General features: G+C 65.6%; 13 protein-coding genes. 9 read left to right on the top strand and 4 right to left on the bottom strand.

All coding sequences use genetic code 11. The features are described from left to right. Nucleotides 1-45: 45 nt before the first annotated feature. Together ACETK3_RS03125 and ACETK3_RS03120 are read right to left on the bottom strand one after the other, a co-directional pair. On the bottom strand, nucleotides 46-3,348 hold the full coding sequence (locus ACETK3_RS03125) for a family 78 glycoside hydrolase catalytic domain (protein WP_373992497.1): 3,303 nt from the start codon (nucleotides 3,346-3,348) through the stop codon (nucleotides 46-48). After that, nucleotides 3,348-4,541 carry a Gfo/Idh/MocA family protein gene (locus ACETK3_RS03120; protein ID WP_373992496.1) on the bottom strand — a complete coding sequence of 398 codons (1,194 nt, stop codon included), beginning with the start codon at nucleotides 4,539-4,541 and terminating at the stop codon, nucleotides 3,348-3,350. The genes ACETK3_RS03125 and ACETK3_RS03120 overlap by 1 nt, the downstream gene beginning before the upstream one ends. A gap of 254 nt (nucleotides 4,542-4,795) precedes the next feature. Between ACETK3_RS03120 and ACETK3_RS03115 the strand changes: the two genes are divergently transcribed. The 6 genes from ACETK3_RS03115 to ACETK3_RS03090 all read left to right on the top strand — a co-directional run bounded on the left by ACETK3_RS03115 (nucleotide 4,796) and on the right by ACETK3_RS03090 (nucleotide 10,380). Further along, complete coding sequence (locus tag ACETK3_RS03115) at nucleotides 4,796-5,458, top strand: YesL family protein (protein ID WP_373992495.1); 663 nt, start codon at nucleotides 4,796-4,798, stop codon at nucleotides 5,456-5,458. Nucleotides 5,459-5,584: 126 nt separating this feature from the next. Continuing rightward, the gene (locus tag ACETK3_RS03110; protein ID WP_236799531.1) at nucleotides 5,585-7,117 is read left to right on the top strand and encodes an extracellular solute-binding protein; all 1,533 of its coding nucleotides are present in this window, start codon (nucleotides 5,585-5,587) and stop codon (nucleotides 7,115-7,117) included. Further along, a complete protein-coding gene (locus ACETK3_RS03105) occupies nucleotides 7,118-8,092 on the top strand; it encodes an ABC transporter permease (RefSeq protein WP_373992494.1) in 975 nt (324 codons plus the stop codon). Further along, on the top strand, nucleotides 8,092-8,964 hold the full coding sequence (locus ACETK3_RS03100; protein WP_236820424.1) for a carbohydrate ABC transporter permease: 873 nt from the start codon (nucleotides 8,092-8,094) through the stop codon (nucleotides 8,962-8,964). The genes ACETK3_RS03105 and ACETK3_RS03100 overlap by 1 nt, the downstream gene beginning before the upstream one ends. 24 nt (nucleotides 8,965-8,988) lie before the next feature. After that, on the top strand, nucleotides 8,989-9,681 hold the full coding sequence (locus ACETK3_RS03095) for a rhamnogalacturonan acetylesterase (RefSeq protein WP_236820423.1): 693 nt from the start codon (nucleotides 8,989-8,991) through the stop codon (nucleotides 9,679-9,681). Further along, a complete protein-coding gene (locus tag ACETK3_RS03090; RefSeq protein WP_236820422.1) occupies nucleotides 9,682-10,380 on the top strand; it encodes a DUF1961 family protein in 699 nt (232 codons plus the stop codon). Nucleotides 10,381-10,442: 62 nt separating this feature from the next. Here ACETK3_RS03090 and ACETK3_RS03085 read toward each other — a convergent pair whose 3' ends face one another. Further along, entirely contained in the window at nucleotides 10,443-11,009 is a 567-nt protein-coding gene (locus ACETK3_RS03085) for an ABC transporter substrate-binding protein (protein ID WP_236820421.1), read from the bottom strand. A gap of 302 nt (nucleotides 11,010-11,311) precedes the next feature. On the opposite strand from ACETK3_RS03085, the gene ACETK3_RS03080 reads away from it, so the two are divergent. Next, nucleotides 11,312-11,689: an STAS/SEC14 domain-containing protein gene (locus ACETK3_RS03080; protein WP_236820420.1), complete on the top strand. Its 378-nt coding sequence runs from the start codon at nucleotides 11,312-11,314 to the stop codon at nucleotides 11,687-11,689. A gap of 42 nt (nucleotides 11,690-11,731) precedes the next feature. Here the strand turns inward: ACETK3_RS03080 and ACETK3_RS03075 are convergent, their stop codons facing one another. Further along, entirely contained in the window at nucleotides 11,732-12,769 is a 1,038-nt protein-coding gene (locus ACETK3_RS03075) for a LacI family DNA-binding transcriptional regulator (RefSeq protein ID WP_373992493.1), read from the bottom strand. 152 nt (nucleotides 12,770-12,921) lie between these two features. Here ACETK3_RS03075 and ACETK3_RS03070 point away from each other — a divergent pair, with 152 nt between their 5' ends. Together ACETK3_RS03070 and rhaI are read left to right on the top strand one after the other, a co-directional pair. Further along, nucleotides 12,922-13,266 carry an L-rhamnose mutarotase gene (locus ACETK3_RS03070; protein WP_373992492.1) on the top strand — a complete coding sequence of 115 codons (345 nt, stop codon included), beginning with the start codon at nucleotides 12,922-12,924 and terminating at the stop codon, nucleotides 13,264-13,266. Nucleotides 13,267-13,352: 86 nt separating this feature from the next. After that, nucleotides 13,353-14,519, top strand: coding sequence for an L-rhamnose isomerase (gene rhaI / locus ACETK3_RS03065; protein WP_373992491.1), 1,167 nt, complete (start codon nucleotides 13,353-13,355; stop codon nucleotides 14,517-14,519). Nucleotides 14,520-14,522 lie beyond the last annotated feature (3 nt).

Below are 14,522 nucleotides of genomic sequence, written 5' to 3'. Positions count from 1 at the left end.
CAGTGGCTTGTGACGGGATTGCCGCGAAGTGCCAACTCGCAGGGTTCAAACGGGAGTGAACGTCCAGGTTCCGGTGTGGACGCGGAATTCGCGGGCGGCGCCGGGGGTTTGTTCGTCGGCTTCTGCAGCGGAATCCACGACGGCGGCATCCGCACCTTGGCCGTGAACGGCCCGGGGCCCCTTGACCCCGTAGCTGCCGGCGGGCAGGCGGACCGTGGCTGCGGTTCCGGGCGGCACCATGCACTCCAGCTCCATCAAGCCGCCGCGGCGCCGCCAGTTCGCATGCACGTATCCGTTGCCCGCCGGAACGCTGCCGCGGGCATGCTCCAGCCGGCCCACGGGCGGTTCGATCAGCACGTCGTTGCCGCCAGGGATGAGGTAGCGGATGCCCAGCAGGTACTCCAGGATCTCCTTGACGACCGACGCGGACCAGGCATGCGACTGGCTGTAGTCCGTGCCGTCTTCCAGGTCCCAGGCCTCCCAAGTGAAGGTGGCCCCGCGGTCAAGGAGCCGGGCCCAGCCGGGCTGGTCCTTGTTGGTGAGGAGGTCCAGCACAGCGTCCGGTTTGCCTTGGCCCAGCAGGGCCCGGACCAGCCGGTGCACAGTCATGGGTCCCTGCCGCATGCCCATCCCGGCGATCCGGTCGGCATCTGCGGCAGCATATCCAGGTTCGGTGATGCCCAGGGACAGCGGGAAGGATGTTGCGTGCTGGGAGGCGTGGGAGCTGGGTGTGCCATCGCCGTGGAGTCCGTCCACCATGACGCCGTCCACCCGGAGCCGGGTCCGGATGGCGTCGGCAAGGCCGCGGGCTGCGGCGGAATAGCGGACCGCGGCGGACTCGTCGCCTGCCGTGCTACAGAGCCGGGCTGTCGAGACCAGCGCGGAGTAGGCCTGCGCGTTCACGGTGGTCTTGGCCGCGCATTCCATGTCGTAGCCGAATCGGCCGGGCGAGGGCCAGTCCACGATGCCGTGCAGGTAAGGTCCGGAGCCCCCGCCCAGCCTGGTGACCAGTCCCGCCGTCGGGCCCTCCGCCGGAACGTACCGCAGCGCATAATCAGCCGTGTCGCACAGGTGGGGGAGCAACTCCCGGACCAGGGCCAAGTCCCCGGTTCGCAGGTGGTACTCCTCGGCCCATTCCGGCAGCATCAGGGAGAAGTCGGGGATGTCCCGCTTGCCGTCGCCGTTGGGGTAGACGGCGTTGTAGCGGCCCTTTTCCCCTGCGGCGCTCCAGTAGCGGCGGGCGGACCATGCGAACTCCCGCAGGGCCTGGGCCGTGTAGGCGTGCTCGCCGAACAGCGCCATGGTGGCATAGGAAATGTTGGCGGCGTCCGCCAGGAACTGGCCCTTCTCCCGGGTGGGGGTGTCCACGAACTGCTCCTGCACCCCGTACAGCGCGGAGTCGCGCAGCAGCCCGAACACGGCGTCCAGGACCGGGTCCGAGCTGCTGAAGCTCCCTTCGCCGGGATGGCCGGCGTGGACGGTGGTGGCACCCACGCGGGACACCTCTGCGGCGTCGATCCCGGGCAGTTCAAGGTAGCGGAAACCCAGGTGCACCGAGGCGCGGAACTGCTGTGGCCCGGCCGCCTGGGTGTAGGGGAAGGACATGTCCGTGTTCTGGCTGGCGGTCTTCCCGGCGTCAACCCTGCCGTCGGGGCGGAGGGCGTAACCGGCCCGGAGCGTCACGGTGCGGCCGGGGACGCCGTTCAGGAAATCCACCTCGGGGCGGGCGGGAAGGACCTGGCCGAAGTCCGCCACCATCGTGCCGTCGTCGGCGGTCAAAAACTGCCGCGGTGCCACGAACTCCCCGGCAAGGAACGTCCGGCGGGGGTGCAAGCGGGGAAAGTCCGACGACGGGTGGCGGCCCGTGACCACAGCGGCAGGCAGGTCATCGGCCGGGTCGAGTGCCGCAGCGGCCAACCCGTCCAGGTGCTCGACCGGATCGCCCTCATCGTTCCGGTAGCCGGACTGGCGGTACGGCGCCTCGGCGGCGGACCAGCCGGGGCCGGAGGCGAGAACGTCCCGGCGGCCGTCGTCGTAGTCCACGGTGAGCCGGACCAGCAGGCCAGGGACCCCCGCTGCCCGGCCCTGGCCCGGGCCGTACCAGTGGAGCAGGGCCGTCACCTGGACCGCCGAACCGGCGGGCTGCCCGGCCAGGATCTCCGTGACGTCGGCGGCGTCGTAATAGCCCTCGCCGGGGTAGCCGAACGATGTGGTGTTCAGGCAGGGCGTTCCGGCCACGGAGAGCTGGGCGTGGTGGTGTGCGGCAGCATAGAGCCGCGCCCGCCGCACCGTCCCGGACAGCTGGAGGGCCGTGCGGAACAGGGTCCACTCGTCGGGCTGGCGGTGGGTGGTGGTCCGGGGCCACTGGGCCAGGCAGGCAAGGCCCTGGTTATCGTCCGTGTCGAAGCGGTGGTCAAAAACGAGGGCTTCCGGCCGGCCGGCAGCGGTGTCCGCGAGCCGCAGTGCGGCGTACTCGGCCTGGCTCCGCGGGCCCTGGTGCAAAGCGAGCAGGGCGGAATCATCCGCAGCGGCGGGCTGGTCAACGGCCAGCAGCTCCGTCCCGTCCAGTGTGACGCGGATGGTCCTGCCGTCATCGGTGACAACCAGGTCCCGCCAGCTGCCCGGCGCCGGATCCTTGGCCCGGGCGCTGGCCAGTACCGGAGTGTCGGGCACGTGGGAGGGGATCTCCCAGCCCGGGGCGGGACGCAGTACAGCGCTGCCGTCCGGGCCCAGTTCGAGCAGCAATCCGGTTCCGGCGCCGCTGCTGCGGAGCAGGAGCCCGGCGAAGCCCATCACGGGCCGCAGCCGCGCTTCAAGCCGGAAGCTGCGGAGCGCAGGGGAGGGGAGGGGCAGGAAAGGGGAACCGGCCACGCGGAGTGAATGATTGAGGATTTCCAGCGGGGCGCGTCCACCCGGGGCACGGCCCATCCAGCCGGCCTGCCAGGAGCCGTCACCGAGGCCGGTACTGAAGGGTTGCAGCGCGGACCAAGAGCCAGGATTGCCGGCTCCGTCCAGAATGCGCACGCGCCACGCGTAGTCCGCGTCGTCCTCGAGCCGGGGGCCGCCGTAGGGAACACCCCGCTGTGTAGCGCCGGCCATCTGTCCGGAGCTCCACAGCACCCCGCCCCGGGCGTCCCGGACCTCAAGCTCAAAGCCCACCTGCCGTGCAAGGGCGGGGTCGGCGTCGTCATCCTGCCCGAGCTGCCAGGCGAACGCAGGGGACGGGGCCGCCGTCAGGCAGGGGGAGAGACCGTCCGTCAGGAGGTTGACGGCATACAGCCGACCCTGGCTCCCGGGCCGGGTTGCACCCTCGGTTGCCGCCTCCTGCAGTCCCGCCCGGTCCATCATCAGGAGACCGGCAGGTCAAAAACCGCGGGGGCGGCTGCAGCCCAGGGCAGGCCCAGCTCACTGAAGGTGGCATGTTGCCGGCCTGCCTGATCCAGGGCCTCCTCGATGCCGGCCACCACCGCGTGCGCGGCGTCCCCCTCGCCCTCCCAGCGCACGTAGGCGGGATCGATGGGAGTGGGAAGTGGTGCTGTGCGCACGGCCTCCAGCACCAGCATGAAGGCGCCACTGTCCTCCAGGCTGCTGATGAGCGGGACCCCGCGGGACCGGTGGGCCAGGAGGTTCTCCGTGAGGTCGTCCCGGCCATACGTTTCCTCAGTGCGTCCCGCCGCTGTTTCAACCGTGAGCCGGTCCTCGGTGTAGTGGAACACTGCCGTCCCGTTAGAGCCCTGGAGGGTCACGTAAGGCTCAACGGACTCCGAGGCGCAAATGGTCAGGGCACAGGTAATGGGCAGTCCGGCGGCGGTGCGGATCCGGATCACGGAGGTATCGTCCGATTCGATGTCATTGGCCCGGTACAACTCGGTTTCCACGGACGCCACATCGGTGGGGGTGCGCGCCCCGGCAATACGGAGTGCCGTTGCCACGGCGTGCGCCAGCGGATTGGTGGCCACGCCGTCCACCACGTCCACACCGTTGATGCTCCGTTTCCCGGCCCATCGGGAGCGCTTGTAGTAGGCCCGGTCCCGGACCCAGCGGCCGGTGGCGGAAATGCCCTGCAGGGTTCCGATGGTTCCCGCGGCCAGCAGGTCCTCGACGGCCTTCAGGGCGTGCGAGCCGAGGCTTTGGAAGCCGATCTGGACTCCACGGCCCGATGCTGCGGCGGCTTCGCACAGCCGGTTGAAGTCTGCAAGGGAGGCGACCGGCGGTTTCTCCAAGTAGAGTTCCGCATCCGTGGCCAGGGCGGCCAGGGCCAGCGGGGCATGGGTCTGGATGGGGGTGGCAACGATAACCAGGTCCAGGTCCCGGGCCGCCTTCAGGAGGTCGTCAAGCCCCGGGTAAACAGCGGCCGACGGCGGCACGGCACCCGGCGCCGGAGGCTGCGGGTCCGCCACGGCGACCAGTTCAACGCTGCCGGCGGCCTGGAGCCGTTCGAGGTTCCGGAGGTGGTGGGTGCCAAAGCCGTGCACACCCACCAGCGCAACCCTTGCCGCCGGTGTGGTGGCCGTGCCGGCGGTTTCCGTTGCCGTTCCCATCGTTCTCCGTTCTGACCGGCGGCACCACGTCGCGGGCACCGGTGTCCCAGGCGCTGGCATATTTCCAGCAAGCGCTTTCCATCACTCAGTGTGCGGCATTCGCGTACTTCGAGTCTAGTTATGTAACGATTCAAAAAACCACTTGACCGTGGTGTGACAGGAGGTCTACATTTCGAGAAACCGATTACCAGCGTGATGCGGGACACGTTCCGCTTCGCCCCTGCAACGATGGAGAAACAGAAGGGAGCCGTGCCATGCTGTCCGGGACCTTCAGTGCGCGTGCCTACTCGTTTTTTGACACGCTTGTATGGATTGCCTGCCTGAACCTGCTCTGGATCGCGTTCACCGTGTTGGGCCTCGGTGTCCTTGGTACCGGCCCCGCAACGGCGGCCGCGCAGATCCTGGTGCGAAAAAGGGCGGCCGGCGATGCTGCTCCGCTGCTGCGGGGCTTCGCTGCCGAATACTTCCGGAACTTTGGCAGGGCCAATGCCCTCTCGCTTCCGGTCATGGCGGTGGTGGCTGCGCTTGTCCTGAACTGGAACTACTTCTCAGGCGGCCACGGGATCTTCCCGCAGCTCATGGCCGTGGTCCTGCTTGTTGCGGGAGTCTTCGTCGCCGGTGCCTTCTGCTACGTGTTCCCGATGTACGCCAGGTACGAACTTCCGCTCCCGCAGTACCTGCTGATGTCGTCCCGGTTCGCCGTGCGGCACCTTGCGGGGACAGTCATCCTGCTGTTCGTGTCCGCGGCCGTGCTGTATGGCAGCAGCTGCCTTCCGGGGCTGATCCCGTTTTTCAGCATGGGTGCCTGGCTCTACCTGACCGGCTGGCTGTGCGACCGCTTCTTCACCGCCAACGACCAAGCCGTAGGCCAGGCCGAACCTGTGGGGCGGGCCGTCCTGCAGGGCGCCTCCACCTAAAGCAATTCCCCGGCAGCCAGGCTACCCCTGATGGTGGCAGGCGCATGCCTGTGTCGTTCAAATGAAACGTATCAACCCAGGGCGCCAACGCCCGAAGAACCCCAACGAAGTGGAAAAGGAAAATAAATGATCCGTAGGAAACTTACCCTTGCCGCCGCCGTCGTCACTGCGACGGCCCTGAGCCTCACGGCGTGCAGCGGCGGGGGTGACACACCGGCCGCGGACCTCACCTCGGTGTCCATCATGGCCCCGTTCCTTGAGGCGCAGCCGCCTGCAGCGGACGGTGCCGTCCAGAAGAAGCTCGAGGAACTCACAGGCAAGCAGGTCAAGATCAACTGGGCGCCCAACGCATCCTACGAGGACAAGACCAACATCACGCTGGCGGGGTCGGACATCCCGCAGGTCATGGTGATCCAGGGTAAAACTCCGGGCTTCGTCAAGAACGCCCAGGCAGGGGCTTTTTGGGACCTGACGGACAAGTTGGACAAGTACCCGAACCTCAAAACCACCTTCCCGGACATCCAGAAGAACGCCAGCGTCAACGGCAAGGTCTACGGCGTGTTCCGTGGCCGTGCCCCCATGCGCGCAGCGGTGATGTTCCGGCAGGACTGGCTGGACAAGCTGGGCCTGCAGCCGCCCAAGACCGTCGAGGACCTGTACAAGGTGGCCAAGGCCTTCACGGAGCAGGATCCGGACGGCAACGGCCAAAATGACACCTACGGCATCACCATCCCCAAGTGGGGTGCGCTGGGAACCAACAGCCCCTACGACCTGATCGAGGAATGGTACGGTGCCGGGAACCGCTGGACGGAGCGGGACGGGAAACTCGTGCCCAGCTTCGAGACGGACGAATTCCTCGAGGCGGACCGGTTCATCAAGAAGATGGTGGACGAAAAGCTCATCAACCCGGATTTCGCCACCTTTGACAGCACCAAATGGAACGAGCCGTTCTTCAACGGCAAGGGCGGCATCATTGTCGACGTCGATTCGCGCGTGAGCGTGCTGATCAACCTCTTTAAGCAGGCGGATCCCAACAACTTCCAGAACAAGGTGGGCTTCGTGGGCAATCTCGAAGGGCCAGACGGCAAACTGCACGCCCACCCCACCGACGGGTACTCGGGGTTCCTGGCCGTGCCCAAGGCCAGCGTCAAGACCGAGGCTGACCTGGACAAGGTCCTGCAGTTCCTGAACACCATGAACGGCAAGGACGTCCAGATCCTGCTGAACAACGGCATCGAGGGTGTGAACTTCAAGGTGGAGGACGGCAAGGCGGCCACCATCAAGCCGGAAACCCCGGAAGGCAAGGCCGTCACCACCGACATCAAGAGCTACGCACAGCTGGGCATGAACGTTGCCGGCAACGGGTTCTATCCCGTGAAGCAGCCCTCCGACTACGAGCAGCAGGTCTTCGACAAGCGCACGGAAGTCATGGCGGAGGATCTCAAGAGCGCGGTCTACAACCCGGCAGCACCCTATGTTTCAGCCACGTACGTTGCCAAGGGCGCCCAACTGGACAACATCGTGGCCGATGCCCGGATCAAGTACCTGGCGGGCCAGATCGATGAGCAGGGCCTCAAGGACGCCATCAAGCTGTGGGACACCAGCGGCGGTAACAAGGTCAAGGAAGAGATCAACAAGCTCTGGCAGGACAACAAGTAAATGGCAGCCCCTGTCATCGACACCCTCGCCGGGGAGCGGGTGGGCAAGACCACTCCCGCTCCCCGGAAGGGGGGCAGGTTCTCCGTCCATTTCGCGCACTACAAGTGGCTGTACCTGTTGCTGCTGCCCGGCGTGGTGTACTTCGCAGTGTTCCGCTACGCACCCATGTACGGGGTGTCCATCGCCTTCAAGGACTACGTCCCGTTCCTCGGCGTGAACGGCAGCCCCTGGGTGGGTTTCCGGAACTTCGAGGACTTCTTCGCCAACCCCGACTTTCCCCGGCTGCTGGGCAACACCCTCATCCTGGCGTTCCTGAACCTGGGCGTGGCCTTCCCGCTGACCATCATCCTGGCCCTGCTGCTGAATGAGGTCCGGCTGTCCGTCCTCAAACGCACCGTCCAGACCCTGGTGTACATCCCGCACTTCCTGTCGTGGACCATTGTTGCGTCGCTGGGCTTCCTGCTGTTCGCCCTGGACATTGGACCGTTGTTCCAGTTCCTGAACAACGTCATGGGCACCAATATCGATTTCCTGAGCGACCCCGCCTGGTTCCGGCCCCTGATCGTGCTCCAGGAAATCTGGAAGAACACCGGCTGGGGCACCATCATCTTCCTCGCAGCGCTGGCCACCGTGGACCAGGACCAGTACGAGGCAGCGATCATCGACGGCGCCGGCCGCTTCCGCCGGGTCTGGCACATCACCCTGCCCGCGATCCGCTCCACAATCATCGTGATGCTGATCCTGGCCATCGGTCAGATGCTCAACACCGGCTTCGAGCAGATCTACCTGATGACCAACGCCCTCAACAGGGAAGTGGCCGACGTCTTTGACACCTATGTCTATTTCGTGGGCATCACCCAGGGCGCCTACAGCTACTCCACGGCGGTGGGCCTGTTCAAATCACTGGTGGGCATCGTGCTGATCTTCGGCACCAACTGGCTGGCCAAGCGATTCAACCAGAGCGGACTGTTCTAATGAAGATCCACAACACCCGCGGCGGCCGGATCTTTGACGCCGCCAACTACGTTTTCCTGTCCCTGGTCGGCATCATCACGCTGCTGCCGTTCGTTTACGTCTTCGCCGGGTCATTCGCCACTGAGGCCGAGATTACCCGCCGGGCATTCTTCGTCTGGCCTGAGCAGTTCACCTTGGGCTCCTACGAGTACATCTTCGCCACGCCGGCGTTCGTCCGCGCCCTGGTGACCACCATCCTGGTCACGGCGGTGGGCACCCTGGTCCAGCTGGCCTTCACCGTGACCATGGCCTACCCGCTGGCCAAGAAGACCCTGCGGGGCAGGAACGTGATCCTTTCCCTGGTGGTTTTCGCCATGGTGTTCTCCGGCGGAATGATCCCCACGTTCCTGCTGGTCAAGGACCTGGGCCTGCTCAACTCCTACTGGGCCCTGATCCTGCCGGCGGCCATCAACCCGTTCAGCCTGATCATCATCAAGAACTTCTTCCAGGAACTACCCGCCGAACTGGAGGAGTCGGCCAAGATGGACGGCGCTACCGAAATCGGGATCCTCTGGCGGATCCTGCTGCCGCTGTCCAAACCGGTCCTGGCCACGTTCGCGCTGTTCTATGCCGTGGGCATCTGGAACGACTTCATGTCGCCCCTGCTGTACCTGAGCGACAACTCCAAGTGGACCCTGCAGATGTACCTGCGCCAGGTCACTGCCGCTTCCGACCTGCTGGGCACCGGCAACGTGGACCCCAACTACATCCCGCCTGAACAGGGCATCAAGTTCGCCGTGATCGTGGTGGCCACCCTGCCCATCCTCATTTTCTATCCGTTCCTGCAGAAGCACTTCGCCAAGGGCATGTTGATCGGCTCCGTCAAGGGCTGACTCCCGCCTGGAGGAAAGGACACCATGAAGATACTGCTGGCCGGCGACTCCACCGTCGCGAACTGTCCCACGCAAGAGTTCCCCATGAGTGGCTGGGGCGCGCACCTGGCCCCGCTCACCTACACGTGGGCAGCAGTGCATAACTTCGCCAAGGGCGGGGCCAGCACCGAATCCTTCCGCAGTGAGGGGCTCTGGGCGGACCTGCTCGCCGCGGCAGGACCGGGCGACCTGGTCCTCATCCAGTTCGGCCACAACGACCAGAAGAAGCAGCATCTCGCGGCCCGCACCGGGTATGCGGCGAACCTGCGCACCATGGTGGCCGAGGTGCATGCCGTGGGCGCCGCTACGGCGCTTTGCACGTCGGTGGAGCGCCGGCACTTCCTTGACGTGCCGTCGTCGGACGCTGTCCTGGAGGAAAGCCTGGAGGACTATCCGGAGGTGGTCCGCGAGCTTGCCCTGGAGCTGGGCGTCGCAGTTCTGGACCTGAACGCCTGGACGCGGTGCCTTTACCTTGGGCTGGGGCCGGACGGCTCCCGGGAGCTCTTTTGCCACTTCGCACCGGGTGGGCACGCACACTGGCCGGACGGCTTGGCCGACAATACGCATTTCTCCCAGCACGGGGCCGTGCTGGTGGCGGGGGAGGTGGCCCGGCAGCTTGGCGGCCTGGGCTACGGCGCGAAGCAACGGCTGGCAGGTACGACGGCGGGACGCGGCTAGGTGGGCAGCGCGGGCCTGGAGACAGGCATCCTTTACCGCAACCCGCTGGCCGGGCCGGACGATGTCGCCGGGTGGGTGGCGGAGGGGCCGCTACGCTTAGGCAGCCTTGAGGGCGCGCTGGAGCTGTCAGGCAGCCTGGATGACCAGGACTTCGACGACCATGCGCACTGGACGTTCTGGTGCCCGGAGGAATTTCCGGACGGCATCCGCATCAGCTGGGAATTTTTGCCCCTTAATGAGCCAGGCCTTGCCATGCTGTTCTTTGCCGCTGCGGGCCACGGCGGGCTGGACCTCTTCAGCCCGTCCCTGGCACCCAGGACGGGCTACTACCCGCAGTACCATTCGGGCGACATTGATGCCCTGCACGTCTCCTATTTCCGGCACAAGTACCAGTCCGAGCGGGCGTTCCGGACCTGCAACCTGCGCAAGAGCGCGGGGTTCGAACTGGTGGCCCAAGGTGCGGACCCGTTGCCTCCCGCGGAAGACGCCACGGACTTCTATCGGCTGGAAGTGCTCAAGGACGGCCCGCTGGTGGCGTTTTCCATCAACGCGCTGCCGCTCTTCGAATGGCGTGATTCGTCGGACAAGGTACTTGGCGGGGGCCGGATCGGCTTCCGGCAGATGGCACCGCTCCGGGCTGCCTACCGAAACCTGGTGGTGGAGAAGCTCCAGGCGGCACGCACCTGCACGGGACAGTAAAGCGGGCGGCCCTTTCGGGGCCGCCCGCTTTACTGGCGTTCCAGGTTCTTGACCTGCCGGAACTAGAGGCCCAGGATGCGGTTGAGCAGGTTGGCCAGGCCGCTCAGGCCCGTCCCGCCGTCCAGGAGCCCGGTGACGGCGCAGAGGAGGTTGCCCACCAGGTTGCCGGCTCCGGTCTGGGAGGTGATGTCGAGGACCACCTGGTTCAGGTCCACGTTGAGTCCCAGGAGATCCAGGTGCAGCGGCCCGAGGACCAGGTTCAGGATGTCGCAGCTGCCGCCGCTGGCGAGGGCAGCAGCGGTGGAGGGTGCGGCTGCAGCGGTGGTGGTTACCGTCTGGGTGACAGGGGTGGCCACGCCGTTAAGGTCCGTGAAGGTACCCTGCACCAGGCCGGTGACGGTCAGCTGGCCGTTCTGGGCGTTGAAGCCGGACGGCGTGAACGAGCCGACGAAGGTGCCAACGCCGTCAATGGTCTGGTTGATGGTTCCCGTTACGTTGGCAACCTGTGATGACTGGGAAGCGGCAGAAGGAGCCGCTGGAGCCGCTGCCGTCGCCGGGCCTGCCATGCCAAAGAGCATGGCGCCGGAGAGGGCAATGGCGGTGACTGAAGCTGAGACCTTTGTTCGCATTTTCGGTAGATCCTTTCAGCGCCGGGTTGCGGCGCAATGAACCCCCCGAGGCTCCGCCCCCATGGAGAACCCCGGCGGAACTGGTTATTTCAAATGCAGTTGTTTCGGATGCAGCCCCCGCGGGCCGCGACTCGCAGCTGCCGGATGGTGATCCGGGCCACGGCACGTCGACCAACCTATTAGTAAGTATGCTGATTAGTCAAGCCGCTTGCAGGCTGTTGGGCATGGGCGCCGTGTTCCGGGTTCCCTGCACTAAGGCAAGATAGGGGAGTCAGTAACTGCCCACTGGAGGGAGGCGGGATATGGAACCCGTAATGGTCGACGGCGGCAAGGGCACTGTGGAGTTGCGCGCCGACGGCATCATCCACCTCATCTGGGAGCCCAGCGTCCGGATAGAAGTTGAGGATGCGACCGCGGCCATGGCCGCGGTGAACCGCATAGCCGGCGAAGGAACCTATCCCATGCTGGTGGACATGGCCACCACCGAGAATGTCAGCATCCAGGCACGCTCCGTCTTCTCCATCCCCTGCGCGGCCAACCGCATCGCCCTGCTGGGGGCAAGCCCTGTGGACCGGATCATCGCGAATTTCTTCTTGGGCGTCCACGTCCCGCCGTGCCCCACGCGCTTCTTCACTTCCCGGAGCGACTCGATGAAGTGGCTGCAGCAGTCCGGCAAGTAGCCTTTCCCGGTGTCCGTCGCCGCTGGACCGGCGAGTCCTGTGTCAGCCGGCGCTGGGCCTGCTTGTGCCGCGTGCGGCAGTGCTCTGCCGGACCACCAGTTCTGGGGTGAACACCACGGACCGGTGGACGGGATTCTGCGACTCCACTTCCTCGGACAGCAACTCGATGGCCGTCCGGCCCAGTAGTTCCGTCGGCTGGCGGATGGAGGAAAGCGGAACCACGGCCGAGACTGAAAAATCGATGTCGTCATAACCGATCAGGGCCACGTCCTCGGGGATGCGGAACGTGTGGGTCATGGTGAGTGACTGCATTACGCCCAGGGCCAGGAGGTCGTTGGCGCAGAAAATGCCCTCCGGCAACTCGGCCCTGCCCCGCTCCACCAACGTGTCGCCCACGCTGCGTCCGGCCAGGACGGTCTGTCCCTCGGCTTCCAAAACCTCCAGCATTGCGTCCGGCTCCTCCTTTACGGCCCGCTGGGCCCCCTGGAGGCGGTCTGCCACCTGCCGGATGGAAGTGGGACCGCCAACAAAGGCGAGTCGACGGCGGCCGGTGTCCAGCAGGTGCCGGGCGGCAAGGTATCCGCCGGCGTCGTCGTCCACGGCAACCGAACTGAACTTGGATTCGTCGGCCAGTCGGTCCACCAGTACCGTGGGCACTCCGCGTTCGCGGAGGAGGTCCAGCCTGTCCGTGACATCGCCTACGGGTGAGATCAGCAGGCCCTGCACGCGCTGCTCCTGGAAGAGGTCGATGTAGTTCGCCTCACGCCCTGCATTGTGGCCGCTGTCGCCGAGCAGGACTGCACTTCCCTGCAGTGCGGCGGCGTCCTCCGCCGCACGGACCACGGAGGTGAAGAAGGGGTTGCCCACGTCCAGGACAATGAGTCCGATGGTGCGGCTGTGCCCCACGCGGAGCTGCCGGGCGGCATCGTTGCGGACAAAGCCGAGGTCGTCGATGGCGCGCAGCACCCGCTCCTTGGTCCGATCCGACACCCGGTCCGGATAGTTCAGGACGTTGGAGACCGTGCCTACGGCCACGCCCGCGTGGGTGGCGACGTCCTTGATGCTGGCTGTGCGGTTCATCGATTCTCCGTGCTGATATGCCCGCGGCAGCTGGTTCCGCGCGGGAAATCAAAAGTTCTTGCCATTGCTTGACACCTGCTTAAATCCAAGAGTACTTTGAATCGTAACAATGAAACGATTCAAAGAATCCAAAAGTTTGTAGAGGAGTTCCAGTGAGGGTGTGCTTCCGTTCCTCGGTGCAACCGGCGTTGATGGATGAGTACCGCCGGCGGCACGCAGCGGTTTGGCCCGAGATGCTGCACGCGCTCAAGGAGGCAGGCTGGCATAACTATTCCCTCTTCCTCGGAGAAGACGGCCTCCTGGTGGGGTACGTGGAGTGCGACGACTTTGACGCCGTCCGTGCCCGCATGGCCCTGACGGAGGTGAACGCCCGCTGGCAGGCGGAAATGGCAACGCTTTTCGAAGATTCCGGCCAGGCGCCCGACGAAGGGTTCCAAGTCCTTGAGGAAGTCTTCAACCTTGGCAGCCAGTTGGCGGCCCAACCCTCCGCGGGCTGACCGGGGCACAAAACCAGCAGGGCTCCAGCAGCGGGGCATCAACCACAACGCATCAGAATGACGCTCAAACACCGGAAAGAACCATCATGAACGACGTAGCAACGGCGCTGGGCAGGCTCGGGGAGCTTGCAATCGAGGTCCCTTCGTGGGCCTATGGAAATTCGGGAACGCGGTTCAGGGTGTTCGGCACGCGTGGCACCCCCCGGACCGTCCAGGAGAAGCTGGCGGACGCCGCCAAGGTCCACGAGCTGACCGGACTGGCGCCCACCGTGGCCCTGCACATCCCGTGGGACAAGGTGGATGATTATGCGGCCCTGAAGGAATACGCCGCCAGCCTGGGCGTGGGCCTTGGCACCATCAACTCAAACACCTTCCAGGACGACGAGTACAAGTTCGGCTCGCTGACATCCTCCAACGAGTCCGTCCGGCGCCGCGCGATCGACCATCATCTGGATTGCATCGACATCATGCATGCCACGGGCTCGAAGGACCTGAAGATCTGGCTGGCGGACGGCACCAACTACCCGGGCCAGGACGACATGCGCGGCCGGCAGGACCGGCTCGCCGAATCCCTGCAGGAGATCTACGCCGCCCTCGGCGATGAGCAGCGCCTGGTGCTTGAGTACAAGTTCTTCGAACCGGCGTTCTACCACACCGATGTTCCGGACTGGGGCAGCTCCTATGCCCAGACCCTGGCGCTGGGCGAGAAGGCGTTCGTCTGCCTGGACACCGGCCACCATGCCCCGGGCACGAACATCGAGTTCATCGTGATGCAGCTGCTGCGCCTGGGCAAGCTGGGCTCCTTCGACTTCAACTCCCGCTTCTACGCCGACGACGACCTCATTGTGGGTGCGGCGGATCCGTTCCAGCTGTTCCGGATCATGCATGAGGTAATCCGCGGCGGCGGGTACGGCAAGGACTCCGGCGTGGCCCTGATGCTTGACCAGTGCCACAACCTTGAAGAGAAGATCCCGGGCCAGATCCGCTCGGTGCTCAACGTCCAGGAAATGACGCTGCGCGCCCTGCTGGTGGACACCGCAGCCCTGAACGAAGCCCAGCGCGCCGGTGATGTCCTGGCCGCCAACGGCATCTTCAATGACGCCTTCTACACCGACGTCCGGCCCATCCTGGCCGAGTGGCGTGAATCCCGCGGGCTGCCCGCGGACCCGATGGCCGCGTTCAAGGCCAGCGGCTACCAGAAACAGATCAACGAGGACCGCGTGGGCGGCCAGCAAGCCGGATGGGGCGCCTGAGGA

The sequence above is a fragment of the Arthrobacter sp. E44 genome (genome assembly GCF_041877125.1).
Classification (GTDB): domain Bacteria; phylum Actinomycetota; class Actinomycetes; order Actinomycetales; family Micrococcaceae; genus Arthrobacter.
Note: the sequence above shows the minus strand (reverse complement) of the source record. Positions and strands in the feature narration are given on the sequence as shown.